Annotated in this window: 24 protein-coding genes and 3 tRNA genes; 11 read left to right on the top strand and 16 right to left on the bottom strand. The window is 67.3% G+C overall.

Annotated elements, in window-relative coordinates; translation table 11 throughout:
* Positions 1 to 232: 232 nt before the first annotated feature.
* On the bottom strand, positions 233 to 793 hold the full coding sequence (locus Q1B08_RS03980; RefSeq protein ID WP_299815100.1) for a hypothetical protein: 561 nt from the start codon (positions 791 to 793) through the stop codon (positions 233 to 235).
* A 266-nt stretch (positions 794 to 1,059) separates the two neighbouring features.
* Here Q1B08_RS03980 and Q1B08_RS03975 point away from each other — a divergent pair, with 266 nt between their 5' ends.
* The 4 genes from Q1B08_RS03975 to Q1B08_RS03960 are packed head-to-tail and all read left to right on the top strand — an operon-like array spanning position 1,060 to position 4,281.
* Positions 1,060 to 1,914 (top strand): ABC transporter permease, encoded by an 855-nt coding sequence (locus tag Q1B08_RS03975; RefSeq protein WP_299815097.1) that lies wholly within the window; start codon positions 1,060 to 1,062, stop codon positions 1,912 to 1,914.
* Complete coding sequence (locus tag Q1B08_RS03970; RefSeq protein WP_299815094.1) at positions 1,914 to 2,711, top strand: ABC transporter permease; 798 nt, start codon at positions 1,914 to 1,916, stop codon at positions 2,709 to 2,711. The genes Q1B08_RS03975 and Q1B08_RS03970 overlap by 1 nt, the downstream gene beginning before the upstream one ends.
* Complete coding sequence (locus Q1B08_RS03965) at positions 2,708 to 3,808, top strand: ABC transporter ATP-binding protein (RefSeq protein WP_299815091.1); 1,101 nt, start codon at positions 2,708 to 2,710, stop codon at positions 3,806 to 3,808. The genes Q1B08_RS03970 and Q1B08_RS03965 overlap by 4 nt, the downstream gene beginning before the upstream one ends.
* 14 nt (positions 3,809 to 3,822) lie before the next feature.
* Complete coding sequence (locus tag Q1B08_RS03960; protein WP_299815088.1) at positions 3,823 to 4,281, top strand: SH3 domain-containing protein; 459 nt, start codon at positions 3,823 to 3,825, stop codon at positions 4,279 to 4,281.
* Here the strand turns inward: Q1B08_RS03960 and rnd are convergent.
* Genes rnd through purM form a run of 3 tightly spaced genes read right to left on the bottom strand, consistent with a single transcriptional unit; the run spans position 4,278 to position 7,135 of the window.
* Complete coding sequence (gene rnd / locus Q1B08_RS03955) at positions 4,278 to 5,435, bottom strand: ribonuclease D (RefSeq protein ID WP_299816330.1); 1,158 nt, start codon at positions 5,433 to 5,435, stop codon at positions 4,278 to 4,280. The genes Q1B08_RS03960 and rnd overlap by 4 nt on opposite strands.
* 48 nt (positions 5,436 to 5,483) lie before the next feature.
* Complete coding sequence (gene purN, locus Q1B08_RS03950; RefSeq protein WP_299815085.1) at positions 5,484 to 6,089, bottom strand: phosphoribosylglycinamide formyltransferase; 606 nt, start codon at positions 6,087 to 6,089, stop codon at positions 5,484 to 5,486.
* The gene (gene purM / locus Q1B08_RS03945) at positions 6,086 to 7,135 is read right to left on the bottom strand and encodes a phosphoribosylformylglycinamidine cyclo-ligase (protein ID WP_299815082.1); all 1,050 of its coding nucleotides are present in this window, start codon (positions 7,133 to 7,135) and stop codon (positions 6,086 to 6,088) included. Before purM ends, purN begins: the two co-directional genes overlap by 4 nt.
* Positions 7,136 to 7,250: 115 nt before the next feature.
* Between purM and Q1B08_RS03940 the strand changes: the two genes are divergently transcribed.
* A tRNA-Ile gene (locus Q1B08_RS03940) sits at positions 7,251 to 7,327 on the top strand.
* Between the two features lie 14 nt (positions 7,328 to 7,341).
* Here Q1B08_RS03940 and Q1B08_RS03935 read toward each other — a convergent pair.
* Positions 7,342 to 8,634, bottom strand: coding sequence for an ATP-binding protein (locus tag Q1B08_RS03935; protein WP_299815080.1), 1,293 nt, complete (start codon positions 8,632 to 8,634; stop codon positions 7,342 to 7,344).
* Here Q1B08_RS03935 and Q1B08_RS03930 point away from each other — a divergent pair.
* Entirely contained in the window at positions 8,633 to 9,559 is a 927-nt protein-coding gene (locus Q1B08_RS03930; protein ID WP_299815078.1) for an MBL fold metallo-hydrolase, read from the top strand. The two genes, Q1B08_RS03935 and Q1B08_RS03930, sit on opposite strands and share 2 nt — an antisense overlap.
* A 15-nt stretch (positions 9,560 to 9,574) precedes the next feature.
* Positions 9,575 to 9,649 (top strand) — tRNA-Asn (locus Q1B08_RS03925).
* Between the two features lie 545 nt (positions 9,650 to 10,194).
* Here Q1B08_RS03925 and Q1B08_RS21995 read toward each other — a convergent pair.
* The 8 genes from Q1B08_RS21995 to Q1B08_RS03895 form a co-directional block, all read right to left on the bottom strand.
* On the bottom strand, positions 10,195 to 10,440 hold the full coding sequence (locus Q1B08_RS21995; RefSeq protein WP_366139976.1) for a hypothetical protein: 246 nt from the start codon (positions 10,438 to 10,440) through the stop codon (positions 10,195 to 10,197).
* A complete protein-coding gene (locus tag Q1B08_RS21990) occupies positions 10,437 to 10,616 on the bottom strand; it encodes a hypothetical protein (RefSeq protein ID WP_366139966.1) in 180 nt (59 codons plus the stop codon). The genes Q1B08_RS21995 and Q1B08_RS21990 overlap by 4 nt, the downstream gene beginning before the upstream one ends.
* Positions 10,617 to 10,807: 191 nt before the next feature.
* The gene (locus Q1B08_RS03920; protein ID WP_299815075.1) at positions 10,808 to 11,599 is read right to left on the bottom strand and encodes a crotonase/enoyl-CoA hydratase family protein; all 792 of its coding nucleotides are present in this window, start codon (positions 11,597 to 11,599) and stop codon (positions 10,808 to 10,810) included.
* A complete protein-coding gene (locus tag Q1B08_RS03915; protein WP_299815072.1) occupies positions 11,596 to 12,465 on the bottom strand; it encodes a hydroxymethylglutaryl-CoA lyase in 870 nt (289 codons plus the stop codon). The genes Q1B08_RS03920 and Q1B08_RS03915 overlap by 4 nt, the downstream gene beginning before the upstream one ends.
* Positions 12,458 to 14,458, bottom strand: coding sequence for an acetyl/propionyl/methylcrotonyl-CoA carboxylase subunit alpha (locus Q1B08_RS03910; protein ID WP_299815069.1), 2,001 nt, complete (start codon positions 14,456 to 14,458; stop codon positions 12,458 to 12,460). The genes Q1B08_RS03915 and Q1B08_RS03910 overlap by 8 nt, the downstream gene beginning before the upstream one ends.
* Positions 14,459 to 14,469: 11 nt before the next feature.
* Complete coding sequence (locus Q1B08_RS03905; protein WP_299815066.1) at positions 14,470 to 16,077, bottom strand: carboxyl transferase domain-containing protein; 1,608 nt, start codon at positions 16,075 to 16,077, stop codon at positions 14,470 to 14,472.
* Entirely contained in the window at positions 16,077 to 17,243 is a 1,167-nt protein-coding gene (locus tag Q1B08_RS03900; protein ID WP_299815063.1) for an acyl-CoA dehydrogenase family protein, read from the bottom strand. The genes Q1B08_RS03905 and Q1B08_RS03900 overlap by 1 nt, the downstream gene beginning before the upstream one ends.
* A 12-nt stretch (positions 17,244 to 17,255) precedes the next feature.
* Entirely contained in the window at positions 17,256 to 20,717 is a 3,462-nt protein-coding gene (locus Q1B08_RS03895; RefSeq protein ID WP_299815060.1) for an indolepyruvate ferredoxin oxidoreductase family protein, read from the bottom strand.
* A 147-nt stretch (positions 20,718 to 20,864) separates the two neighbouring features.
* Here Q1B08_RS03895 and Q1B08_RS03890 point away from each other — a divergent pair, with 147 nt between their 5' ends.
* The 4 genes from Q1B08_RS03890 to Q1B08_RS03875 all read left to right on the top strand — a co-directional run bounded on the left by Q1B08_RS03890 (position 20,865) and on the right by Q1B08_RS03875 (position 23,027).
* Positions 20,865 to 21,344, top strand: coding sequence for an Lrp/AsnC family transcriptional regulator (locus Q1B08_RS03890; protein ID WP_299815057.1), 480 nt, complete (start codon positions 20,865 to 20,867; stop codon positions 21,342 to 21,344).
* Between the two features lie 679 nt (positions 21,345 to 22,023).
* Positions 22,024 to 22,215, top strand: coding sequence for a hypothetical protein (locus Q1B08_RS03885; RefSeq protein WP_299815054.1), 192 nt, complete (start codon positions 22,024 to 22,026; stop codon positions 22,213 to 22,215).
* Between the two features lie 197 nt (positions 22,216 to 22,412).
* Positions 22,413 to 22,486, top strand: a tRNA-Gly gene (locus tag Q1B08_RS03880).
* A 70-nt stretch (positions 22,487 to 22,556) separates the two neighbouring features.
* Positions 22,557 to 23,027 carry a thioesterase family protein gene (locus tag Q1B08_RS03875; protein WP_299815051.1) on the top strand — a complete coding sequence of 157 codons (471 nt, stop codon included), beginning with the start codon at positions 22,557 to 22,559 and terminating at the stop codon, positions 23,025 to 23,027.
* An 8-nt stretch (positions 23,028 to 23,035) separates the two neighbouring features.
* Here the strand turns inward: Q1B08_RS03875 and pgi are convergent, their stop codons facing one another.
* From pgi to zwf, 3 genes are read right to left on the bottom strand one after another with little or no spacing between them, the layout of a single operon-like run.
* Complete coding sequence (gene pgi / locus Q1B08_RS03870) at positions 23,036 to 24,625, bottom strand: glucose-6-phosphate isomerase (RefSeq protein ID WP_299815048.1); 1,590 nt, start codon at positions 24,623 to 24,625, stop codon at positions 23,036 to 23,038.
* Positions 24,626 to 24,655: 30 nt separating this feature from the next.
* Positions 24,656 to 25,327: a 6-phosphogluconolactonase gene (gene pgl, locus Q1B08_RS03865; protein WP_299815046.1), complete on the bottom strand. Its 672-nt coding sequence runs from the start codon at positions 25,325 to 25,327 to the stop codon at positions 24,656 to 24,658.
* The gene (zwf, locus tag Q1B08_RS03860) at positions 25,328 to 26,785 is read right to left on the bottom strand and encodes a glucose-6-phosphate dehydrogenase (protein WP_299815043.1); all 1,458 of its coding nucleotides are present in this window, start codon (positions 26,783 to 26,785) and stop codon (positions 25,328 to 25,330) included. It abuts the gene before it with no gap.
* Positions 26,786 to 26,822 lie beyond the last annotated feature (37 nt).

The following is a 26,822-nucleotide window of genomic DNA, read 5'->3' as shown; positions in this document are numbered from 1 at the left end:
CCGGTTTGGCTATAGTGCCCAAGTTATTCCGTACGCGGAACGGATACGGGGCAGTTGACGGCGATTGTCTGCGGCCGACACGATTCGTGCCACCCTCGACGCGTATGACGACAGGTCTTTCCTGGCCTCAACTCGTTGATCGCGACGCACCGGCCGCGCGCGGGTTAAACGGCTCAACAAACGAAAAAGGCCGACCCGAAGGCCGGCCCTGTCGTCAATCCGATCTAATCGATTAGGCGGACTTCTTCTTCGCACGAGCAAGCATGCCACCGGCACCCAGGGCCGAAAGCAGCATCAGGCCAGCGGCCGGAACCGGAACCGGAGCCGGGGTCGGCGCCTCATTCGTGGTGAAGGTCAGGTTCACGAAGGCCGAACCCGCGCTCTCGCCCGGGACGATCTCGTTGAAGAAGAACGAGAACATCGAGCCCGCCGAGAAGGAACGGTCGTCGAGGAAACCGGTGGCGTTGGCGACGTTGCCGCGGACGTTGACGTCCTCGAACGTCATGCCGTCGCCCGAGTTGAACCCGAAGCGGATGTTGTTGAGATCGGCGCCGCCCGAGAAGCCGTTGCCGGTGACCGAGAAGTTGTCGATCGTGACATCTTCCAGCACGTCGAAGTCGAACTGGACGGTGCCCGTGGACGGGTCGATGTCATCGTCGATGAGACCGGCGAGGTTCATCGTGCCGCGGGCGCCGAAGTCGCCACCGGCGAACACGTCGATTGAAGCGGCGGACGCGGCGGTCGTCGTCAGAGCGGCGACTGCGGCAGCAGAAAGGAGAGCGTGAATTTTCATTTCGTATCCTATGATTTGAGTTCAATCAGGTCGTCTGTCCAAACGCCTTCACGTTTTCTAACGCTATGGCGAATGTACTGCATCAACTCCGACGATGTGAAGAGGTTTCAACGATCCGTTAGGAATATTTTAACGGGTTAACGTTGCGGCATGATTACAAAAAAGGGTACCGCCTGCGACAGCCTGATCTGTCCAACGTCCTTGCCCGCGCGTCGTTCCTTGGGCATTTTCCGCAGCGAGAGCCCGAAGGAGCACCGCCCATCGTGATGCAGGACCCACGTCGCGGGCTGACGCTCGTCGCACCGCCGCTCGGATACGCGGTCGCGCTTCTGGCGGGGCCGCTTCTGGCGATCTTTCTGTTCAGCTTCTGGACGCAGGACTACCTCACCATCGACCGGACGCCGACGCTGGCGAATTACCGCGAGGTGCTGAGCGATCCGATCTACCGCACGATCATGGCGCGCAGCCTGTGGATCAGCGGCGCGGTGACGATCATCACCGTCGTGCTGGCCTTTCCGGTCGCCTACTACATCAGTTTCCGCGTGCGGGCCGACCGCAAGTCGCTCTGGCTGTTCCTCGTCACCATTCCGTTCTGGACGAGCTACCTTTTGCGCATCTTCCTGTGGAAGGTGATCCTCGGCTACAACGGCGTGATGAATTCGGGGCTCATGGGGCTCGGCCTCGTCGACGAGCCGCTGACCGCGCTTCTCTACAACGCGAACGCCGTCGTGATCACGCTCAGTCACGCCTTCGCGCCCTTCGCGATCCTGCCGATCTTCGTGGCGCTGGAGAAGATCGACCGCGCGCTGCTCGAAGCCGCCCGGGATCTGGGCGAGAGCGCGGTGACGACGTTCTTCCGCGTCACGCTGCCGCTCGCCATGCCGGGCGTGGTGGCCGCGCTGCTCATCGTGTTCATTCCCACGGTCGGCGACTACGTCACGCCGGCGCAGGTCGGCGGGCCCGGCGGCCTGATGATCGCCAACATGATCCAGACGCAGTTCCTCGGCCTGAACAACGCGCCCATGGGCGCCACGCTCGCCGTTGTCGCGATGGTGCTCGTCACGATCATCTCGCTTGCCATCGTCTGGCTTGCCCGTCGCCTGGCCGGGGGGCGGAGGTGATGCTGCGCGGCTACGTCCTCCTGTTCCTCGCCTTCCTCTACGCGCCGATCCTGCTTTTGCCGGTCTTCGCCTTCAACGACGGCACGGCGATCGCCTTTCCGCTCAACGGGTTCACCACACGCTGGTTCGCGGAGATGACACAGAGTCGGGAGCTGCATGCGGCGCTCCTCAACTCGCTGATGGTGGCCGCCGCCGCGTCGGTCCTCGCGGTGCTGCTCGGGCTCGCGGCGGCACGGGCGAACGTGCGCTACCGCTTTCCCGGCAAGGCGGCGGCGATGGGGCTCGTCATGCTCCCGCTGGTGCTTCCCGAAATCATCGTGGCGACCTCCCTCCTCGTCGTCATCGTGCAGTTCCTGGAATGGCCGCTGACGCTCTGGACGGTGACGGCGGCGCATGTCCTGATCTGCACGCCGTTTGCCGTGGCCATCCTGAACGCGAGCTTCCAGGCGCTCGACCCGGCGATGGAGGAGGCGTCGATCGACCTGGGCGAGAGCCGTGCCTCGACGTTCCGGCTCATCACCCTGCCCCTCGTCATGCCCGGCATCGTGGCGGCGCTCCTCATCAGCTTCACGATCTCGCTCGACGAGTTCATCATCGCGTTCTTCCTGACCGGCAGCGACCCGACCCTGCCGGTCTACATCTGGTCGCTGCTGCGCTTTCCGAAGCTCCTGCCGATCATCATGGCGCTGGGCACGATCCTGGTGATCCTGTCGATCCTGATCCTGACGCTTGCGGAATGGAATCGCCGGCGGGGGCTGGCGCGGGCGGGCGTGAAAGACACCGGAGGGTTCCTTTGAACGATTCGAGCGGCACGACCCATGCGGGAAGCGATCCGCTGATCCGTCTCGGCGGCGTGGACAAGCATTTCGGTGACTACCACGCGCTTCGGGGCATCGACCTCGACATCCGCGCCGGCGAGTTCTTCTCGCTTCTCGGCCCGTCGGGCTGCGGCAAGACAACGCTCCTGCGCGTGATCGCCGGGTTCGAGGACGTGTCGGAGGGCACGGTGACGCTCGACGGGCGCGACATGAAGGGCGTTTCGGCCAACAAGCGGCCGACCAACATGGTGTTCCAGTCCTACGCGATCTTTCCGCATCTCAGCGTGGCGCAGAACGTGGGCTTCGGGCTGCGCAAGCTCGACGGGACGAAGGCGGAAAAGGCCGCGCGCGTGGCCGGGGCGCTGGAGATGGTGGGGCTCGCCGGCTACGGCGCGCGCGCGGCGCACGCGCTTTCGGGCGGGCAGCGCCAGCGGGTCGCGCTCGCCCGCGCGCTTGTCCTGCGTCCGAAGGTGCTGCTTCTCGACGAGCCGCTCTCGGCGCTGGACAAGAAGATGCGCGAACAGATGCAGGTGGAGCTGATCCGGCTCCAGCGGCAGGTCGGAATCACCTTCATCCTCGTCACCCACGACCAGGAGGAGGCGCTGGTCATGTCCGACCGGATCGCCGTGATGTTCGAGGGAGAGATCGTGCAGGTCGCGGAGGCGGAGGCGCTTTACCGGCGTCCGGCCTCCCGCCGTGTCGCGGAGTTCATCGGCGTGATGAACTTCCTTCCGGCGAGTGTGACGGGCGATACCGTCTCCGTGGCGGGTCTGGGCGAAATGCGGATCGACGCGCTGCAATCCACCGCGCGGTCCGACGGCGATCCCGTGGCCGGGTTCCGGCCCGAGACGGCGACGCTCCTTTTCCCCGGTCAGGATGCGCCGGACCGGGTGGCCGAGGGCACGGTTCAGGAGGTCGTCTATTACGGCGACATGACCTATTACGACGTCGTGCTGGACAATGCGGAAATGCCGGTGCGGATCTCGATGCGCAACGTGTTCGGCCGCCCCGTACTGGAGATCGGGACGCGTACGCGGCTGGCCTGGTCGCCCGGCGCGATCACGCTGTTTCGCTAGCGAAGGACGTATCCATGCGACTTGCCCCCCTCCTTGCCTGCCTCGCCCTGCTGTCCGGGCCCGCATTCGCGCAGACGCTTTATGTGCGCGATTCGGAGGAGGGCTATTTGAACATGCGCGACGGGCCGGGCACGCGGCACGACGTGGTCCGCCGCCTCGATCCCGGGGACCGCGTCAGCGTGCAGGAGTCGCTGGGACTCTGGACGCGCGTGCGCCTGCCCGACGGGAACGAGGGCTGGGTCTCGGGGGACTACCTGGAACGAGGCGAGCCGATCGCGGCGGCGCTCTTCGTGAAGCCCACGAATGTCGGCTACCTGAACCTACGGCAGGGTCCCGGAACCGAAACGCCGATCCTGCGCCGCATCTATCCCGGCGACCGACTGGCCCCGCTCGGGCGGGACGGCGTCTGGATCGAGGTGCGCCACGCGACAGGCGCGCGCGGCTGGGTCCATTCGGACTACGTGACCCGTTAGAGCGGCACGATCTGCACGTCGCGCCCCTTGCAGGCCAGTGCGATCTCGCCCGCGCAAAGCCGCAGCGCGTCCGCGCCGAAGACCTTGAGCCGCCAGCCATGCGCCCAGTCCCCGTCGCGCGTGCCGGCGGCAATGTCGTCGAGGTCGGCGGACGAGGCCAGGAGTTTCGGCGCGACGCCGGTCTGCTCGGCCTTGGCCTTGAGAAGCACGCGAAGGAGGTCGGCCAGCGCCCCGTTGATCTGCTCGCGCCCCTTTTGCGCCGGCGGCACCGGCAAATCCTCCTTCGGGATGGCCTGCCCCGCGGCGATTGCGGCGAGGATGCCCTCGGCGATCTCGCCCTTGCGCGCCTCGCGCAGCAGGAGCCGCGCCTTGCCGAGCTCCCCCGGATCCTTCGGCTTCAGCCCGGCGAGCTCCAGCAGCGCGTCGTCCTTGAAGACCCGGTTGCGCGGCACGTCGTTCGCCTGTGCGTAGCGTTCACGGAAGGCGGCGAGCTCGCGGGCGAGCGCGATGGTCCGCGGCGCGGGGTTCCGCATCTTGAGCCGCAGATAGGCCTCTTGCGGCTCCACGCGGTAGGTCGCGGGGTCACGCAGGATGTCGAGCTCCTCCTCGACCCAAGCCTTGCGTCCGGACTTGTCGAGCTCCGCCGACAAATACTCGTAGATCTCCCGCAGATGGGTCACGTCGGCCAGCGCATAGCTCTTCTGCGCGTCCGAAAGCGGGCGGCGGGACCAATCGGTGAAACGGGAGGACTTGTCGACCTGCGCGCGCGCGACCTTGCGCACCAGCGTCTCGTAGCCGACCTGCTCGCCGAAGCCGCAGACCATCGCGGCGATCTGCGTGTCGAAGAGCGGTTCGGGGATCGTGTCGCCCTCGATGGCGAAGATCTCGAGGTCCTGCCGCGCGGCGTGGAACACCTTGACCACGCCGACATCCCGGAAGAGCGCGTAGAGGGGCGCGAGATCGAGCCCGTCCGCGAGCGGATCCACGAGGACCGCGTCGGTCTCGCCGTCGCCGGGATAGGCGAGCTGCACGAGGCAGAGCTTGGAGTAGTAGGTCCGTTCGCGGAGGAACTCGGTGTCGACGGTGACATAGGGAGCACGGGCGGCGGCGGTGCAGAAGGCGGCGAGCGCGTCGGTCGTGGTGAGCGTGGTGATCCTGGAGGCGGCTATGACGATGGCCTTTCGGGTGGTTGCCCCCGCCGTCTAGTCCATCGCAGACGCGTAGGGAAGGTCCAGACGGCTGCGGTCGCCGGTCGCGAAGCGGCGCAACACGGCCGGATAGAGCCGATGCTCCTCCACCAGCACGCGGGCGGCAAGCGTGTCCGGCGTGTCGTCTGGGCGCACGGGCACCCGCGCCTGTCCGAGGATCGGGCCCGCGTCGAGGTCGGCGGTGACTTCGTGCACGGTGCAGCCCGCCTCCGCGTCGCCCGCTCCGATGGCGCGGGCATGGGTGTGCAGCCCCGGATATTTCGGCAGGAGCGACGGATGGATGTTGAGCATCCGCCCCTCCCAACGCCGCACGAAGGGCTCCGTCAGGATGCGCATGAAGCCGGCCAGTGCGAGGATATCGGGACGGGCCGCGTCGAGTTCCGCCCCGAGCGCCGCCTCGAAGGCGGCGCGGTTCGGATCGGCGCGGTGATCCACGGTGGCGATCGGGACACCCCGAGCGGCGGCTTTCGTCAGGCCCCCCGCCGCAGGCTCGTTCGAGATCACGAGGCAGGGCCGCGCCGGGTGGTCGCCCGTCATGCTCTCGACCAGGCGGACCATGTTCGATCCGCCACCGGAGATCAGGATCGCGACGCGCGTCACCAGTTCGGATCGCCCACGTAGCGGATACCCCCGCCGGCCGTGATCGCGCCGATCCGCGTGACCCGTTCGCCTTCGCCCGCGAGCACCGCCTCCAGCGCCTCCGCCCGGTCGGGGGCGCAGACGACGACCATGCCGATTCCGCAATTGAACGTCTTCAGCATCTCGCCCTGCGCCACGCCGCCCGCCTCGGCGAGCCAGCCGAAGACCGGCGGCGGCGTCCAGGCCGACAGGTCGATGGTCGCGCCGAGGCCATCGGGCAAAACGCGCGGCAGGTTCTCTGTCAGCCCGCCGCCGGTGACATGCGCGAGCGCATGGATGCCGCCCGCCCGGATCGCCGCCAGCACCGGCAGGACGTAGAGTCGCGTCGGCACGAGCAGCGCCTCGCCCAGCGACGCGCCGTCGAAGGGCGCGGCATCGTCCCAGCGGAGCTCCGCCCGCTCCACCACGCGGCGGACGAGCGAGTAGCCGTTGGAATGCACGCCGTTCGAGGCGAGCCCGAGGAGCACGTCGCCCTCGCGCACCTCGGCCGGCAGCGCGCCGCCCCGTTCCATCGCGCCGACTGCGAAGCCCGCGAGGTCGAAATCGCCGGTCCGGTACATTCCCGGCATCTCCGCCGTTTCCCCGCCGATCAGCGCGCAGCCCGAGGCGGCGCAGCCCGCGGCGATGCCCTCGATCACCTGTGCGGCCTCTTCGGCGACGAGCCTGCCGGTCGCGAAGTAGTCCAGAAAGAACAGCGGCTCCGCCCCCTGACAGACGAGGTCGTTGACGCACATCGCGACGAGGTCGACGCCCACCGTCGAAAGCCGCCCCGTCTCGATGGCGAGGCGCAGCTTGGTGCCGACGCCGTCGGTCGCCGCGACGAGGACCGGATCGGTGTATCCGGCCGCCCGGAGGTCGAACAGCGCCCCGAACCCGCCGAGCCCCGACATCGTGCCCGGTCGCTCCGTCGCACGCGCGGCCGGCTTGATGCGTTCGACCAGCGTGTTGCCTGCGTCGATATCGACGCCCGCATCGGCATAGGTAAGCCCCTGTCTGGCGTCGGTCATTCACGGTCCCTCCCGGTTCGACCCCGCCGTAGCAGGCACCCGGACCCGCTTCAACGGCGCCCGCCGCCCGGCGGACCTTGACCCGCCACGGCAACCTGCTATCGGAGGGCGCCGGGGGCCTGTAGCTCAATTGGTTAGAGCAGGGCGCTCATAACGCCTTGGTTGCGGGTTCAAGTCCTGCCGGGCCTACCACCCCCGCCCCCGGCTCAACGCGGCAGCACGATCTCCGCCTTGAGCCCGCCCATCTCCGATTGTCCGAGACGTAGCGCCCCGCCATGCGCGCGTGCCACGTCCCGCACGATGGACAGGCCAAGCCCGACATTGCCCGCCGTGTTCGACCGCGCGGGATCGAGGCGGGAGAAGGCCCGCGTCGCCGCCGCCCGCTCCGCCTCGGGAATGCCGGGCCCGTCATCCTCGACCGTCACGACGAGGGCCGCGTCGCTCGCCTGAAGCGAGATGCGGAACGTTTCACCGTGCCGGGTCGCGTTGGTGACGAGATTCGTGACCGCGCGACGCATGCTCTCGGGATAGATGTCGACCTCGATCTCCGGCCCGGCGACCTCGACTGTCCGACCCGGCACCGCCATCTCCGCCGCCTCCCGGACGAGCGCGCCGAGCGGCACGTGTGCCCGCTCGTCGGTGGCGCTCTCGCGCGCGAAATCGAGGAACGTGTCTATGATCCGCTCCATCGCTGCGACGTCGCGTTGGAGATCCCCGACCTCCGGGCAATCCATCATCGATAATTCGAGCTTCATCCGCGTGAGAGGCGTGCGCAGGTCGTGGCTCACCCCCGACAGCAGCAGGGTGCGCTGCTCGATATGCCGCTCGATCCGCGCACGCATGTCCAGAAACGCCGTGCCAGCCGCACGGACCTCGCTCGACCCCGCGGGGCGGTAGTCGATGTCCTGCCCCCGCCCGAACGCCTCCGCCGCGCGGGCCAGACGGCGGATCGGGCGGATCTGGCCGCGCAAGAATAGAAAGGATACCGCCGTCATCAGAAGCGCGACGACGATCATCAACACAAGAAGCTGATGCGGGTTCGAGGCCGACACGTTGGAACGATCGAACCGCATCCCCGTCCCGTCCGCGAAGCCGAGCGCCACGACCTTGCGCTCAAGCCTCGTGTTGACCGTCCGCAGGTCCTCGACATTCTCGAACAGCGTGTCGCGCATGACGCGGCCGGACAGGTCCCAGAAGCGGATGCCCGACCGCGCGGGCGGGGGCGCGAGTTCGATCCCCAAAGGCTCGGCGAGGTCGGGCCGCGCGCGGACAAGCGCGATCTCGCGGGCCATGTTGGTCGTCATCTGCACGGTGACGTCTTCGTAATGCCGTTGCAGGAACATCACCGCTACGGCAAGCTGGATGGTGACGATCGGAACGATCAGGATCAGCGCCGCGCGCGCGTAGAAGCTGCGCGGCAACCACCGCAGGATCGCGGGGCGGCGGGACGGCTCGCTCGCACGAGGGGCACCGGTACCGGGGGACGAGGACGCGAACATGGCGGAAACCTATCCACCCGGACCGGCGATTGACAGCAGGCTACAGCGCCTCGTCGCACCGAACCCCTCGCCGATGACGGCGGAGGGCACCAATACCTACATTCTCGGGAAAAGCGAGGTCGCGATCATCGATCCCGGCCCGATGCTCGACAGCCATCTTGCCGCCATCGTGGACGCGGTTGCCGGACGGCGCGTGGTCGGCATTCTCGTCACTCACGCCCACCGCGACCATTCGCCCGCTGCCGCCCCCCTCGCTCGACGCGTCGGCGCACCCGTCATGGCCTTCGGGACGGCGGCAGCGGGACGCTCGGAGGCCATGCGCGCCCTGCCCGCGACGGGCGGCGAAGGGGTGGACACCACGTTCGCCCCCGATGTCGCGCTCCCCGACGGGGCGGAGGTAGCGGGCGACGGCTGGCGGCTCCGCGCGATCTGGACGCCCGGGCACATGGCGAACCACCTCAGCTTTCACTGGATCGAGGGCCGTGCGGTCTTCACCGGCGACACGGTGATGGGCTGGGCCAGCACGTTGATTTCGCCGCCGGACGGCGATGTCGGACAATACATGACGTCGCTCGACCGCCTGGAGGCCACCGACGCCCGACGCTTCCATCCCGGCCACGGCGACCCGGTCGCGGCACCGGCCGCCCGCTGCCGGGAGCTTCGGACGCATCGCCGAACCCGAGAGGCGGAAATCCTTGCCGCGCTCGACGAATCCGACCGCATCCCGGACATCGTCGCGCGCGTCTATGCCGACACGCCCCCCACGCTCCACGTGGCGGCGGCGCGCAACGTCCTAGCCCACCTCATCCATTTGGCGGAGCAGGGACGTGCCGCATCCGACGGACCGCCCGGTCCGGACGCCCTTTGGCGACGATTCCCAGAAAATCCTCAAGTTCCTCTTGCGCAGACCGGCCGCCTTGGCTAACTCCGCCCTCGTTGTTCCGGCGTAGCTCAGCGGTAGAGCAGTTGACTGTTAATCAATTGGTCGTAGGTTCGATCCCTACCGCCGGAGCCAACTATAACTTTAAGCCCTCGCCTTACTTGGCCTTTTCCTTTTAAGTTTATGTCGATCCACCTAAAAGCCCGGCCAAAAATTACTTTAGATTTATGGGCAAAAAGGCGCGGTCCCTTCTCCTTCTCCTTCTCCTTCTCCTTCTCCGCTTGAAGTGCTGACACTCATCACTCGATCCGAGTGTCCCATCCCTCGTTGAGCGCCATGACCGAGAGGCTGGTTTCGAGAACGCGCGCAACTTCGTCGTTATGGGAAAATTTCCCCAAGCGACTCTGCTATCTGCCTCTTTTCCCCGAATCCCGGCTTCATACACGCACGCCTTAGAATTTCCCAGAGACCGATGACTTGCCGTTGCTCGCAGGTAAGCCGGCACGGTGGTTCATCGTGAAATTCCCAGTCAGATGGCAATTTCCGATCAAGCTCGCGCGCACATGAGAAATAATAGAAAACAGGGCTTTAGATCAAGGGCAACAATCCGGAGAACATCCGCGTCGGTTCGACCCTCTCCACCGATGAACTCTCGGCCCATCGCTAAGATTTCATGCTGTCTAAGCCGCCATAAGGCAAGAATCGGAACAGCGAAGAATAGAGCAACCCAAGGTCAGGGACAATGAAGTGCCCACACCGTAGGATAGGCAGTCGGATATCCCAAAGAACTGGATCAACCAGAGAGCGCGCAGAAGCTGAAGAACGACCTCGCCGGCGAGCATCGCGACTCCGACGCGCAGTTGGTTGTCACACCGGCCCCGATCCGAAGCCCATCCAACAATCGCCGCGATGGCGACAAATCCTATGAGATAGCCGCCGATGCTCTAAACATGTAAGCAAGGCCAATCCCGCGCTCGGGCGTGTTTGAAAAACAGGCAGACCCAACTGCGCCCTTTGCAAAAAATAGGGCAATTGTAGCGAATCCGAGCCGGCGCCCGAAAGCTGCGAAAATTATGTGAGCCCCAATTGTCTGCAGTGACATGTCAACAGGTCCGACGGGCACGCGAACCTTTGCGGAGATCGCGGTCAACAAGCTGCCTAAAATCGCGAGTAACTAGAAACGCAGAACGCCGCGTCGCGACACATAATGCCAAGCGCGGCTTTTCAGTGAGAAGTCGGGCACCATCGTAGGACCGCCAAGAGCTTGGACGATCTTTTCCAAGATCTCGGACCTCAGGATGTGAGCGCCCACCGCGGCGTTGTCTTACCGAGGAAAGAGTCGATGCCATGCGCCGCCTCGTCGGTCTCCCAGGTGTCGGCGAGCCGCGCGATGGTGGCGTCGATCACGGCGGCATCGATGCGCGGCCCGAGGCTGCGGGCCAGCGCCTTGGCGCGCCCCACCGCGCCGGGCGCCACCGACAGGTAGGGCGCGACCTCGGCCTCGACCGCGGCGTCGAGGTCCGCCTCCGGCGCCGCGCGGGCGACGAGGCCCAGCTCCGCCGCCTCGGCGGCCTCGAAAAGCCGCGCCGACATGAAGACGCGCCGCGCCACGCCTTCGCCCATGCGGGCGATCACGTAGGGGCCGATGGTCGCCGGGATTAGCCCCAGCCGGGTTTCGGTCAGCCCAAACTTGGTGCCCTCCGCCGCCAGCGCCACGTCGCAGACGCAGGCTAGGCCGACGCCGCCACCGAAAGCGCCGCCGTGCAGTCGGCCGATCAGCGGCGTCGGCATCTCGTTCAACGCGTTCAGCATCATCGCGAGCTTGCGGGCCTCGCGCATCCGGGTCTCGCGGTCTGCCTCGATCTGCGCCTTCATCCATGTGAGGTCGCCGCCGGCACAGAAAACTTTCCCGGCGCCCGCGAGCACGATGGCGCGGGTGTGCTCTGCCGCGCCGAGCGTGCCGGCCATGTCGGTCAGCTCGGCGATCATCGTGGCGGAGAGCACGTTGCGCTTGTCCGGCACGTTCAACGTGACATAGGCCACGCCGCGATCATCGGTGCGGATGTCGAGGGTCTGATAGCTCATGCCGTGCTCCTGAGGCCTTGGGCGAACCACGCGGCCTCGGCCAGTTTCACGGCGTCGAGGCCGGTGGGATGCCCCAGTCGCGCCATCTCGGCCGCCACCTTCTCGGTCGCGACATTGCCCTTGGCCCCGGGCGCGTAGGGGCAGCCGCCGAGGCCGCCGACCGCGGCGTCGAAGGTCCGGAGACCTCGGGCGAGGCTTGCCGCGATATTGTCGAGAGCCCGCCCGCCGGTGTCGTGGAAATGCCCGGCAAGCCGCTCCGCCGGCAGGTGTTCCAGTACCGCCGCCAGCATCGCGTCGACCCGCTCTGGCACCGCGACGCCGATCGTGTCGGCGAGCGAGACCTCGTAGCAACCCATGTCCCACAGCCGCCGCGCCACCCGGACCACCGCCTCCGGCGCGATCTCGCCGTCATAGGGACAGTCGGTGACGCAGGAGACGTAGCCGCGCACCGGCATCCCGGACGCGCGGGCGGCCTCCATGATCGGCGCGAAGCGGTCGAGGCTCTCCTCCACCGAGCAGTTGATATTGGCGCGGCTGAACCCTTCCGAGGCCGAGGCGAAGACCGCGACCTCCGAGGCGCCCGCCGCCTGCGCCGCCTCGAAGCCCTTGAGGTTCGGCGTCAGCACCGCGTAGGCGATGCCGGGGCGGCGGTCGATGCCGGACATGACCTCCGCGGCATCGGACATCTGCGGCACCCATTTCGGGCTGACGAAGCTCGTCACCTCGATCTTGGCGAAGCCGCAGCCCGAGAGCATATCGACCAGCCGGATCTTGTCTGCCGTGGCGATCTGCGCCTTCTCGTTCTGCAACCCGTCGCGCGGACCCATCTCGAAGATGGTGACGGGATCGCGTGCCGGCTCAGGCATCCTCGGCCTCCAATTTCAGAAGTATCGTGCCATCACTGACCTGGTCGCCCTGCGTCGCCAAGACTTCAGCGACGATCCCGTCCCGCGGGGCACGGAGCGTGTGCTCCATCTTCATGGCTTCCAGCACCACCAGGGCGTCTCCTTTCGCGACACTCTGGCCCGCTGCCGCTATCATGATGACAAGACCCGGCATTGGCGCGACGAGGCTGTCGCTGCCCGCCTCGTCGCCCTCGACGTGGGCCAAAAGGTCGGGAAGCTCGAAGGACGCGCCAGTGCTTCCGTCGAAGACCGTGACGCGTGCGCCGTCCTGGACCACTTCCACCCGCGACCGGGTGTTGCCGATGTCGAGCGTGTAGACGGTGCCGCCGGCCGCGGCGATGGTGAAGGACAAGCTCCCCTTTGGCCCGTCGATCGTGAAGCGGCCGCGCCCGTGCTGGGTGACCGCGCGTTCGATGCGCGCACCATCGCGCTCCAGCAATGCGTGATGGGTGTCCTCGGTCCAGTGCCGCCATCCGGCCAGCCGCTCCCACGGATCGGCCGCGGTGCGCGGGCGCAGCAGCCCCAGCGCGGCCACCGCGGCGACGGCGGTCGACGTCTCCGGCACCGCGACGTCGGGCAGCAGCGTGCCGAGATCGCGGGCGATGAGGCCGGTATCCACCTCGCCGCGCCGGAACCCGTCGTGCCGCGACAGCGCGGCGAGAAATGCAGCGTTGGTCACAGATCCCGTAACGCGGCATGCCTCCAGCGCCGTGGTCAGCCGATTGAGCGCCGCCGACCGTGTCGGCCCGTGCACAATGACCTTGGCGATCATCGGGTCGTAGAACGGGCTGATCTCGTCGCCTTGCCGCACGCCGCTGTCGATGCGGACCGGACCGCGATCGAACTCCGTGCCTTCGGGAAAGGCGAGATAGTCGAGCCGTCCCGTGGCGGGCAGGAAGCCCTTGGCCACGTCCTCGGCATAAAGCCGCGCCTCGAAGGCCCAGCCGTCGATCTTCAGGTCGTCCTGTGCCACCGGCAGCGGCTCACCGGCCGCGACGCGCAGTTGCAGCTCGACGAAGTCGAGCCCGGTGATCGCCTCGGAAACAGGGTGTTCGACCTGCAACCGGGTGTTCATCTCCATGAACCAGAAGCCGTCGGTCCGAAGCGGGCCGGAGCCGTCGACGATGAACTCCACCGTGCCGGCGCCGCGGTAGCCGATGGCCCTCGCGGCATCGACCGCCGCCCGCCCCATCGCCGCGCGCACTTCTTCGGGCATGTCCGGAGCGGGCGCCTCCTCGATCACCTTCTGGTGACGGCGCTGGAGAGAGCAGTCGCGCTCGAAGAGATGGATGACGTTGCCGCAGGCGTCGCCGAAGACCTGGATCTCGATGTGTCGCGGCTGCGGCACGAACTTCTCGATCAGGCAGGCGGGGTCGCCGAAGGCGGTCTTCGCCTCGCGCTGCGCCGAAGCAAGCGCATCGGCGAATTCCCCTGCCCGCTCGACCAGCCGCATCCCCTTGCCGCCGCCGCCGGCGCGCGCCTTGATCAGAACCGGGTAGCCGATCTCCTCGGCCCGCTCGGCCAGGAACTCCGCCTCCTGCCGGCTGCCGTGATAGCCTGGCACCACGGGGACGCCGGCCTTGTCCATCAGCGCCTTGGCCGCGTCCTTGAGGCCCATGGCACGGATCGCCTGCGCCGACGGGCCGACGAAGACAAGGCCCGCCGCCTCGACGGCCGCGACGAAATCGGGGTTCTCGGACAGGAAACCGTATCCCGGGTGGATCGCCTCGGCCCCCGTTGCGCGGGCGGCATCGATGATGCGCCCGGCCTGCAGATAGCTTTCGGCCACCGGCGCGGGCCCCACATGCACCGCCTCGTCGGCCAGCGCGACGTGTTTGGCCGACGCGTCGGCGTCGGAATAGACCGCCACGGTCCGGATGCCGAGCCGGCGGGCGGTGGCGATCACCCGGCAGGCGATCTCGCCCCGGTTCGCGATAAGGATCTTCTGGAACATCGCGTCCCCCCTCACATCCGGAACACGCCGAAGCGCGTATCCTCGATCGGTGCGTTGAGCGCGGCGGCGAGGCTTAGCGCCAGCACCTCGCGGCTCTTGCGCGGGTCGACGATGCCGTCGTCCCAGAGCCGCGACGCGGCGTAGAGCGGGTGCGACTGGCGCTCGAACATCTCGATCGTCGGTCGCTTGAACTCGGTCTCCTCCTCGGCCGACCAACTGCCGCCCTTGCGCTCGACCGCGTCGCGGCGGACGGTGGCCAGCACGCCCGCCGCCTGCGCGCCGCCCATCACGGAGATGCGGCTGTTCGGCCAGGTCCAGAGAAAACGGGGCGAATAGGCCCGGCCGCACATGCCGTAATTGCCCGCGCCGAACGAACCGCCAACGAGCATCGTGATCTTCGGCACGGAGGTGGTCGCCACCGCGGTCACAAGCTTGGCGCCGTCCTTGGCGATCCCGGCGCTCTCGTAGGCGCGGCCGACCATGAAGCCGGTGATGTTCTGAAGGAACACCAGCGGGATTTTGCGCTGCGAACAGAGCTCGACGAAATGCGCGCCTTTCATCGCGGCTTCCGAGAACAGCACGCCGTTATTGGCGACGATGCCAACGGGCATGCCCATGACATGGGCAAAGCCGCAGACCAGCGTCGTGCCGTAGCGCGCCTTGAACTCGTCGAAGCGCGAGCCGTCGACCACGCGGGCAATGACCTCGCGGATGTCGTAGGGCGTCTTCAAGTCGGCCGGGACCACGCCGAGGATCTCGTCCGGATCGTAGGCCGGCGGCTCCGGTGTCCGGAGCTCCACCGTCGCGGGCTTCGTGAGGTTCAGGTTGGCCACCGCTTGCCGCGCCAGCGCCAGCGCGTGTGCGTCGTCGTTGGCGAGGTAATCGGCCACGCCCGAGAGACGCGTGTGCACGTCGCCGCCGCCGAGATCCTCGGCGGTCACCACCTCGCCTGTCGCGGCCTTCACTAAGGGCGGGCCGGCGAGGAATATGGTGCCCTGCTCGCGCACGATGATGGTGACGTCCGACATCGCCGGCACGTAGGCCCCGCCCGCGGTGCAGGAGCCCATGACGACAGCGATCTGCGGAATCCCCTTGGCCGACATGTTGGCCTGGTTGAAGAAAATCCGTCCGAAATGGTCGCGGTCGGGAAAGACCTCGTCTTGGTTCCGCAGGTTGGCGCCCCCGGAATCCACAAGGTAGACGCAGGGCAGCCGGTTGGTCTCGGCGATCTCCTGCGCGCGCAGATGTTTCTTGACCGTCATCGGGTAGTAGGTGCCGCCCTTCACGGTAGCGTCGTTGCAGACGACCATGACCTCGCGGCCCGAGACTCGGCCGATACCGGTTACGACGCCGGCCGAGGGGCTGGCGCCCTCGTAGAGTCCGTGCGCGGCGAACATGCCGACCTCGAGGAACGGCGAGCCGGGATCAAGCAGCCGCGCCACCCGCTCGCGCGGCAGGATCTTGCCGCGGCCCACGTGTCGTTCGCGCGCCGCCGGACCGCCGCCGGCAAGCGCGACCTCGGCAGCCGCACGCACTGGGGCGAGCGCCGCTTCGTGCGCCACCCGGTTTGCAGCAAAGACCTCGGACCGCGGCGACAGGGAGGACTGGAGAACGGCCATCAGGACATCGTCCCCATCAGTTCGCGGCCGATCAGCATGCGCCGGATCTCCGAGGTGCCGGCGCCGATTTCCATCAGCTTGGCATCACGGAAGATGCGGCTGACAGGCGTCTCGTTCATGAAGCCCGCGCCGCCTATCGCCTGCACCGCCTGATGCGCGACGACCATCGCCTCCTCGGAGGCGTAGAGCACGCAGGCCGCGGCGTCCTGCCGGGTCACCCGACCGCCATCGCACGCCTTCGCCACCTCGTAGACGTAGGCGCGGGCCGAGTTCATCTTGGTGTAGATGTCGGCGATCTTGCCCTGCATCAGCTGGAACGAACCGATCGGCTGGCCAAACTGCTTGCGCTCGAGAAGATACGGCATGATCTCGTCCATGCAGGCCGCCATGATGCCGAGGCCGATGCCCGAGAGCACCACTCGCTCGTAATCGAGACCCGACATCAGGACGCGCGTGCCGCGGCCCTCCTGCCCGAGGATGTTCTCGGCCGGCACATCGACGTCCTCGAACACCAGTTCCACGGTGTTCGACCCGCGCATCCCGAGCTTGTCGAAATGCGGCGACTGCGAGAAGCCGGGCATCGTCTTTTCGATCAGGAAGGCCGTGATGCCTTTCGACCCCGCGCTTGGGTCGGTCTTGGCGTAGACCACCAGGGTCGAGGCCTCGCCACCATTGGTGATCCAGAACTTGCTGCCGTTCAGAACGTAGGAGGAATTGCCCGTCTTCTCGGCCCGAAGCGACATCGACACCACGTCCGAGCCGGCGCCGGCCTCGGACATCGCCAGCGCGCCGACGGCGCGGCCGGAGATCAGGTCGGGCAGGTATTTCGCCTTCTGCTCGGCCGTGCCGTTCAGCTTGATCTGGTTTACGCAGAGGTTGGAATGCGCGCCGTAGCTCTGCGACACGCTGGCCGAGGCGCGGGCGATCTCTTCTACCGCAACCACGTGGGCAAGATATCCCATGCCCGTGCCGCCATCCTCATCGGGCACAGTGATGCCGAGCAAGCCGAGATCGCCCATCTCTTCCCAAAGCTCTTCCGGGAACTCGTTTGTCTGGTCGATCCGGCCGGCAAGCGGCTTGACCCGCTCCTGCGCCCAGCGGTGCACCGTGTCTCGCAAGGCGTTAACCTCGTCGCCGAGGTCGAAGGTCATGGATGCGTTAAACATTTCTATCCTTCCTCACTCCGCCGCGATGGCGGCGGTCGTCTTCTTCCGTAGCGCGGCGCGCAGCGCGTCCCGGCGCGCGAGCTGTGTCTGCATGGCGGCTTCCTTGACCGGGCCGAAACCGCGGATCTCGCCCGGCAGGGCCAGAAGCGACCGCACCTGCGGCAGGGCCTCGGAACACAAGACCTCCTCGGCAAAGTCGAGATCGGCTTCGACAAGGCGGATCAGCGCGCGTTCGCTCCGCCGTTCCGCGGTCCGGCCGAACGGGTCGGCCCAAGTGCCACGCAGCCCCTTCATCCGGGCCAGGACTCCGAAGAGCGGAAGAATCCACAACCCGAAGGCGCGTTTCTTCGGTCGGCCGGAAGAATCCGTCCCGGACAGCATCGGCGGCGCGAGATTGAAGGAGATCTTGAGGTCGCCGTCGAAACTCGCGGCCAGCCCGCGCCGGAAGGCGGGATCGGCATAGAGCCGGGCGACCTCGTATTCGTCCTTGTAGGCCAGAACGCGGGCATAGGAGATCGCCGCCAGCCGCAGCAACCCGCTGTCAGCCAGCCCCTTCGCCTCGAGTGCCTCGGCGAAGCGGTCAAGCCGCGCGCCGTAGTGCTCCGCCAACCGAGCGTTCTGGTAGGCGCGCAGGTGGTCCTTGCGGTGGGCGATGATCTCCTCGGTCGACATCTCGGCCAGCGGCGTCGCGCCCTTCCGGTCCGGTCCCGCCGCCCGTGCCACCGCGTCCGCGTCATGCGCCAGAAGCCGGCCCCAGTCGAAGGCCGCGAGGTTCGCGGCCACAGCCACGCCGTTCAGCTCCACGGCCCGGGCAATGGCGTCGCGCCCCAGCGGGATCAGCCCGCGCTGCCAGGCATAGCCCAGCATCATCATGTTGGCGCCGATCTCGTCGCCGGTCAGCGCCACCGCGAAGTCGGAGAAGTTGTGGAAGTGGTCGCGCGAGCGCACCGCCTTCTCCACGGTGCGTTCGACCGATGCCGCACGGAAGTCGAAGTCGCGCAGGCGCACGAAGTCGGACGTCGGCGTCACCCGCACGTTCAGCACGGCCGCGGTGCGCGCCGGATCGCAAAGCAGGATCGCCTCTTTCGACGCCGCGACGACCGCATCGGCGGCAAGCAGCAGATCCGCTCCGCCCGCAGCGATGCGCGGTGCGGCGGTCGGCCGGTCGGGGCGCGAGATCCGGACATGGCTCAGCACCGCGCCGCCCTTCTGCGCCAGCCCCGCCATGTCGAGGATCATCGGCACCTTGCCCTCGACATGCGCCGCCATCCCCAGAAGCGCGCCGATGGTCAGCACGCCGGTGCCGCCCACTCCGGTCACCGCGAGGTTCCAGGCCCGGTCGATCTCGGGCAACGTCGGCTCGGGCAGCGCGCCGACGTCCGGCCCGTCCTGCGCCACGGCCTTCTTCGGCATGGCGCCCCGGACGCTGACGAAGGAGGGGCAGAAGCCCTTCAGGCAGGAATAATCCTTGTTGCACATCGACTGGTTGATACGCCGCTTGCGGCCCATCTCGGTCTCTTCCGGCTCCACCGCGATGCAGTTCGACTTTTCCGAACAATCGCCGCAGCCCTCGCAGACCGCCGGGTTGATCCAGAGCCGCAGGTCCGGCTCCTCCATGAGCCCGCGCTTGCGGCGACGGCGCTTTTCTGCCGCGCAGGTTTGCTCGAAGACGATTACGGTCGTGCCGGGCACCTCGCGCAGCGCCAGCATTACCGCGTCGATGTCGTCGCGGTGGCGGATCTCGGTGCCGGGGGCGAGGTCGGCCGCGCTGTAGAGGTCGGGACGGTCCGACATCAGCACGATTCGGGCGACGCCCTCGTGGAACATCTGGTGGGTGATCTGCTGCGGAGTCAGCACGCCGTCGACCGGCTGGCCGCCGGTCATCGCTACGGCGTCGTTGTAGAGGATCTTGTAGGTGATGTCGGCACCCGCTGCGACCGACTGGCGGATCGCGAGATGGCCGGAATGGAAATAGGTGCCGTCGCCGAGGTTGACGAAGCGGTGCGCCTCGTCGGTGAAGTGCGAGATTGCGGTCCAGGGCACCCCTTCGGCTCCCATATGGGTGAAGGTCTCGGTGTTGCGATCCATCCACTGCGCCATGAAGTGGCAACCGATGCCGGCCATCGCCTTCGACCCTTCGGGCACGCGGGTCGAGGTGTTGTGCGGGCAGCCGGCGCAGTAATGCGGCAGACGAGTGATCGGCGCGGCATGGTCGGCGACCCGCGCCTCCGCGGCCTTCAGAACCCCGGCGCGGCGGGCGACATGCGCGGCCAGCCCCTCGGGCAGGTCGAGCTTCAGCAGACGCTCGGCCAGCGCCTCCGCGACGCGAGCCACGGTCAGCCCGGCCGAGAGCGAGAGGACCGGCCGGTCTGCCTCGTCGAACTTGCCGACGATGCGCGGCCGCACGTCGGCGCGCCAGTTGAAGAGCTGCTGCTTGATCTGGTTCTCGATGATCTCGCGCCGTTCCTCGACCACCAGCACCTCATCGAGCCCTTCCGAGAAGGCGCGGATGCCCTGCGGCTCCAGCGGCCACGGCATCCGCACCTTGTAGAGGCGGAGGCCGATGATGCGCTGTTCCTCGGGGCCCAGCTCCAGCTCGGCCAGCGCCTGCCGCACATCCTCGAAGGCCTTGCCGGAGGCGACGATGCCGAAACGCGCGCGATCGTTGGGGATCGCCGCGAAATCGACGCCGTTGGCGCGGGCGAAGGCGATGGCCGCGTAGCCCTTGATCTCCTGCAGGCGCGCGTCCTGCGCCAGCGGCGCGTCGGGCCAGCGAAGGTTCAGCCCGCCCTCGGGCAGAGCGATGTCCTCGGGCAGGACGAAGCGGCGCGCTTCCTGCGCGAGGTCGACCACGGTCGTCGTCTCGACGGTCTCGGAGATCACCTTGTAGCCGACCCAGCAGCCCGAGAACCGCGACATCGCCACGCCAAGCAGCCCCATCTCGAGGAACTCGTGCACCGAGGACGGATAGAGCATCGGCATCAGCGCCGACATGAAGGCGTGGTCGGACTGGTGCGGGATCGACGACGACTTGCAGGTGTGATCGTCCCCGGCGATCGCCAACACGCCACCATGGGCCGCGCTGCCGGCGGCATTGCCGTGCTTGAAGACGTCGCCGGACCGGTCGACACCCGGCCCCTTGCCATACCAGATGCCCAGCACGCCGTCCTTGCGCGCGCCCTCCGACAGGTGCAGCTGCTGGCTGCCCCAGACCGCGGTGGCCGCGAGGTCCTCGTTCAGCCCCGGCTGGAACACCACGTCGTGCCGGTCGAGATGCTTGCGCGCCTTCATCAGCTGCTGGTCGTAGCTGCCCAGCGGCGATCCGCGGTAGCCCGAGATGAACGTGCCGGTGTTCAGCCCCGCCGCGCGGTCGCGCCGCATCTGCGTCATCGGCAGCCGGACCAGCGCCTGCGTTCCGGTCATGAAGACCGGCCCGGTCTCGGCAGTGTATTTGTCGTCGAGCGAAATCGTCACTGGGCACCTCCTGACGCGAAGCATGCACCGGCAGACGGGAAACAAGGTCTCTAATTGTGACCGTTTCACAGTTCCGGGTGCAACAGGAGCCTTGCAATCGCCCTGCTCAGGTTACACCGTCCCTCGGCATCTATTCAAGATACGACCATGTCCCGCGACGACGATTCCCTGACCCTCGACGCCGCCGACCGGCGCATCCTGCGCATCATCCAGGACGAGCCCGACATCACGATGCGTGATCTCGGCGAGCGCACCGGGCTCAGCCACTCGCCGTGCTGGCGGCGGCTCGGCCGGCTGCGCGAAGCCGGAGTCGTCAGCGACCGGCGCTACATCGTCGACGCGGAGACGGTCGGCTTCGACATCCTCGTGCTGTGCTTCGTCAAGAATGCGGAACACAAACGCGAGCGACTGCGCGCCTTCGAGGAGGCGGTACAGAACGTGCCGGAAATCATGCAATGTTACTCGCTCAGCGGCGATCATGACTATGTTCTACAGGTGATCGCGAAAAGCGTGCGCGACTACGAGGGAACGGTGAAGAACGCCATCGTCGAGTTGCCGAACGTTCAGTCGATCAGCACCTCTTTCACCTTGAAACGCGTGAAGCACTCTTTGATCGTGCCAGTCTGATCCGACGCCGCGACGCAACTCCATCCCGCTATAGCATGTGTCGCTCGGACATATTTCCCGCAGCATAATATGCCGCACCGTGCATCGCGCGACGCGTGTTCTGCCGCGACGAAGCTTCGTTTCACCGCAATATGTCGGATACACGGCCTCACCATATTACAGACCGTCCGGAGTGTTTATAGGGACGCAAGATTGTAGACGATTACCGATCCAGATTCATCGCGTTGCAGTCGGCGCCCGACGCCAGCGGTGGCGATGGACCCGAAGCTCATGGCGATCTCGAATGGGGTCTTGCCTGATCGGTCTTCTAAATAGCAGTCCCGGCGCTTGTCTTCCGGTTAGACATGAAAAAGTCGCCCTACCCGCGTCCCCCTTCAGCGGCGATCACGGCAAAGCGCCGGATGGCACCCGCGTCGGCGTCGGTATCGTCTTCCCGTTCTGACAGGCGCATGTCGCACAACGCCGTCGGGGGGCGGGGCAATCATGCCGAACGTCAGAGGTCTGCAACGCCGCCTCGCTCAAGGGGTCGCTTGGAACCCCTGATGGACCTCGGCCCATTCCTCGTCAAGAAATGGCCCGACGGTTCCGACAGTTCGTTGACCCGCGCCGAACACTGAACGGACGGGCAAGTCCATCCTTCGGTTTTCTTCTCCAGAGCCTGATACAGCGAAAGCGGCTCATGACATCCCAGGCCCTCTGGCCGATGGGCGACACACGCGAAGACCTCGCAGGTCTCAGGAAGGAACTCGGATCGAAGCAGAGCCAGGAGCCGGGCGAGGACATCCTTGGGGCGACAAAGCGAGCGCTCTTCGATCGGGACGGGCCGCCCTCGGCAGCATTCGAAGCACCCGGCGCGATCGGGATCGACTGATGCGATCCCGGATCGCGACGAGGACTTGTGTCGTGGCACAGGGTATGGCACTTCTGCTGGCACATCGCGGCGTCGGACAGGAGTCGATCCCGGAAAGGTTAGTCGTTACAGTATCTTGAGGTCTACGCTCCGGTCGCGACCGCCGGAGCCAATCTTCCCCAACATTCGCATCGTCAAGGGATGTTCGGGGCGACGCGGCGGGTATGGTGAAAAGGTATCACGAAAGCTTCCCAAGCTTCAGTTACGGGTTCGATTCCCGTTACCCGCTCCAATGATCTGCACGGCCCAGACGACGAGGTTCGCCCGCTTGCATGGACCGGTCGTCGCGCTAGAAGGCGGTCATGACCCTGCCCTTTCTCGTTCCGCTCGACCGCGCCACGCTGCGCGCGGAGGGTGTTCCGGAGCGCTTCGTTTTCGGTCAGGCCGACCGCGTGCGCTTTCAGGAGCTCGACGTGCATGACCACGTCAACAATGCCCGCTACCTGAGCTGGTTCGAAACGTGCCGCACGGCCTGGCTGGGTGCCCACGGGCTTGACCGGGGGGGCCGGCCGACGCTGGTCCTGAAGGCCGTCTCCGTTGACTACCGCGCGCCGTTGCACCTTGATGAGACCTATATCGTCGCGGGTCGGGCCAAGGCCTATCGCCGGACGTCGTGGACGATGGAATATGCGGTCGTCGCGCGCGGTCGCGTCTGCGCCGCCAGCGAGGCGGTCATTGTCCTGATGGAGCGGGATCGCACGACCCGCCGCCCCCTGCCCGATCATTTCCTTGACGTGTTCCGGACCCGCGACGGCGCCACGCCGGAGACGTGACCGGCGGCTCAGTGCCGCCAGTCGAGGAGCTGCGCCAGAAGCGCCCGGGTGGACGCGTCCTTGCCCGACGGATCCCCGCCATCGACCAGCGGTCCGAGCGAGGTCGCGAGTTCCTTGCCAAGCTCGACGCCCCATTGGTCGAAGCTGTTGATGCCGAGCAGCACGCCTTCGACGAAAACCCGGTGCTCATAGAGCGCGACGATGCCGCCCAGCACGGCCGGAGTGAGCTGCGGGTAAAGCAACGTGGTGGACGGGCGATTGCCCTCGAACACGCGATGCGCCGCCTGCCGCTCGAGCTCGTCTCCATCGTACTTGCCCTCCACCTTGGTGCGCGCCTCGGCGTGGCTGCGCCCCTTCAGGAGCGCCTCGGATTGCGCGAGGCAGTTCGCGATCAACAGGCGGTGGTGATGGTCGAGCGCGGGCTCGTGCCCCTGTGCGGCGACCATGAACTCGCAGGGGACCGGCGTGCGCCCCTGATGGATCAGCTGATAAAAGGCATGCTGGCCGTTCGTGCCGGGCTCCCCCCAGACGACCGGGCCGGCCGGGCCGGGTAGCGGGTCGCCGCCCATGGTCACGCCCTTGCCGTTCGATTCCATCTCCAGCTGCTGGAGGTAGGCCGGCAGGCGGGCGAGCCGGTTGTCGTAGGGCAGCACCGCGCGCGTGGGATAGCCGCAGACCTGATGGTTCCAGAGCCCCACGAGCGCCAGCAGAACCGGCAGGTTGTCGGCGAGATCGGCCTCGCGGAAATGGTCGTCCATCTCCCGCGCGCCGCGCAGGAAGGCGTCGAAATTGCCCGAGCCGATCGCGATCATCAGCGACAGGCCGATCGGCCCCCACATCGAATAGCGCCCGCCGACCCAATCCGCGAAACCGAAGACGCGAGAGGGGTCGATCCCGAACTCCGAGGTCTTGTCGAGCGCCGACGACAGGGCTGCGAATTGCGCGGCGGGCTCGGACACCTCCTCGCCCATCCAGTCGCGCACGGTCCTGGCGTTGGTCAGTGTCTCGATCGTGGTGAATGTCTTGGAGGCCACGACCACGAGCGTGGTGCCGGGATCGAGGTCCTTGACGGTCTCGGCCCAGTCGGCGCCGTCCACGTTCGACACGAAATGGCAGCGCGGCCCGTCGTGGTAGGGCGCGAGCGCCAGCGTCGCCATCGCGGGGCCGAGATCAGAGCCGCCGATGCCGATGTTCACCACGTCGGTGATGCGCCCGCCCTGCCCCTGGAACGTGCCGTCGCGCACGTCGCCGGCGAAGTCGCGCATCCGGGCCAGCGTGCCGTGGACCTCGCCCAGGACGTTGACGCCGTCGACGGTGACAGGACGCCCGCCGCGCAGCGCCGTGTGAAGGACGGCGCGGCCCTCGGTCTCGTTGATGCGCGCGCCCTCGAACATCGCGTCCCGGCGCGCGGGCACGTCCGCGGCCGCCGCGAGCAGGCGGTCGAGCGCCGGGCCGGTGATCGCGGTCTTCGAGAAGTCGAACAGGAACGGCCCGGTGCGGCGGATCATCCGTCCGGTCCGGGCCTCGTCGGCCAGAAGGTCGGTGATGCGCGCGCCGCTCATGGCACGAAGGTCGTCGAGGGCGGTCCAGATGCTCATGTCGATCTCGCTCGTTGTCGTCGGGGGCCGTCAGGGGGCCCAGTGCACGCAGGCTTCGCGCAGGAACGCGGCCACGGGGGCCTCCATCGGATCGAGGCCCTGCGCCCGCTCCAGCGCCGCGCGTTTGGCGTCGCCCATGATCAGGATATGCGTCTCCATCGCGTCGGCCAGCACGCGGCGGGACAGCGTCACGCGCGGCTCCTCCGCGCCCTCGGCCCGCATCGGCACAAGGATCGGCGCGTCCTCGGCCATCGCCTCGGTCAGCCGGTCGGCCCCGGGGAACAAGCTCGCCGTGTGCATGTCCTCGCCCATGCCGAGCAGCAGCACGGAGATCGGCAGAGCGTCCCCGAGCGCGGGGACGAGATCGGGGATGCCGTCCTCGGGCACGGCGGCGGCGTTGACCATCGGCACGAGCCGCGCCGCGGCGGCCCGGTCGGTCAGCAGCGTGCGCTTCAGGAGGCCGGTATTCGAGCGTTCGCTGTCCTCGCGCACCCAGCGTTCGTCGCCCAGAAAAACGTCCACCGACTTCCAGTCGAGCGCCACGCCCGACAGGGTACGGAACGTCTCGTCCGGCGACGTGCCGCCCGGCACGCAAAAGCTCGCCCGGTCGTTGGCGCGCAGCGCCGTGCGCAGGCAGGAGGCCAAGCGGTCGGCGAGCCCTATCGCCAGCATCTCGCGGTCCGGATAGGTGATCATCTCCATCTATTCCTCCTCGAGGTCACGCCAGCGACGATTGTCGCGGTGCATCAGGGCCAGCGCCTCCTCCGGACCGCTCGTCCCCTGACCGTAGGGGGCCGGCCGGTCGCCGCGCTTCTCCCAGCCCTCGATGATCGGATCGGTCCAGGCCCAGGCGGCCTCCACCTCGTCGCCGCGCATGAAGAGCGTCTGGTTGCCCCGGATCACGTCCATGATCAGCCGTTCGTAGGCATCGGGGATATCCTCCCCGTCGGGGCCGAGCGCGTCCGCGAAGGTCATGTCGAGCGGCACGTTGACGAGGCGCATGCCGCCGGGCCCCGGCTCCTTGATGGTGACCGAAAGGTCCATGCCCTCGTCGGGCTGGAGCCGGATCGTCAGCGCGTTGGCCTTGCTCAGCCCGTCGCGCTCGAAGATGGAATGCGACGTCTCCTTGAACTGGATGACGATCTCCGAGAGGCGCCGCGACATCCGCTTGCCGGTCCGAAGGTAGAAGGGGACATGCTTCCAGCGCCAGTTCGAGATTCCGACCTTGAGGGCGACGAAGCTCTCGGTGCGCGAATCCGGGTTCTCCGCGTCCTCCACATAGGAGGGCCGGTCGCCGCTGGCCTTGTACTGGCCGCGCACGACGTCCTCCTTGGCCACGGGATCGAGCGCGCGGATCACCTTCCGCTTCTCGTCGCGCAGCATGTCCGGGTCGTAGTGGTTCGGCGGCTCCATCGCGGTCAGGCAGAGAAGCTGCATCAGGTGGTTCTGCACCATGTCCCGCATCGCTCCGGACCGGTCGTAATAGGCGCCCCGCCCGCCGACGCCCATCGTCTCGGAGACGGTGATTTGCACGTGGTCGATATAGCGCTCGTTCCACAGCGGCTCGAACAGGACATTGGCGAAGCGCACCGCCATCAGGTTCTGCACCGTCTCCTTCCCGAGGAAGTGGTCGATGCGGTAGATCTGCGCCTCGTCGAAGCTCGCGGCAAGGTCCTCGTTGAGCTTGCGCGCGGTTTCGAGATCCGTGCCGAAGGGCTTCTCGACGACCAGCCGGCATTTCGGCCCGGCGATGCCGTGCGCACGAAGGCGCTCCGCCAGCGCCCCGAAAAGGCTGGGTCCGACCGAGAAGTAGAACGCCTTGATCGCGTCGTCGCGGATCATTTCCTTCAGCGCGTCCCAGCCGTCGTCCTCCTTGGCGTCGATCGGGATGTAGCTGCATTGCGCGACGAAGGCGTCGATCGTGTCGGCGTCGCGCTTGCCCTTGCTCACGAACTCGTCGAGCGCCGCGCGCACGGTGTCACGGAACCCTTCATCGTCGAGCTCGGACCGGGCGGCGCCGATCACACGGGCGTCGGGCGGCATCTGGCCAGCCAGGAAGCGGCGATAGAGCGACGGCAGGATCTTGCGGGCGGCGAGGTCGCCCGTGGCGCCGAAAAGGACGAGGTCGAAGGTATCGACGGGGATCGTGCGGGAGACCATTCGGCTGCTCCTGTTGTTGCTGCGCGGGTCCGCGGCG

This window comes from uncultured Jannaschia sp. (genome assembly GCF_947494025.1).
Classification (GTDB): Bacteria; Pseudomonadota; Alphaproteobacteria; order Rhodobacterales; family Rhodobacteraceae; genus Jannaschia.
The sequence above is the reverse complement of the archived record's forward strand: the minus strand, read 5'-3'. Positions and strand labels throughout refer to the sequence as shown.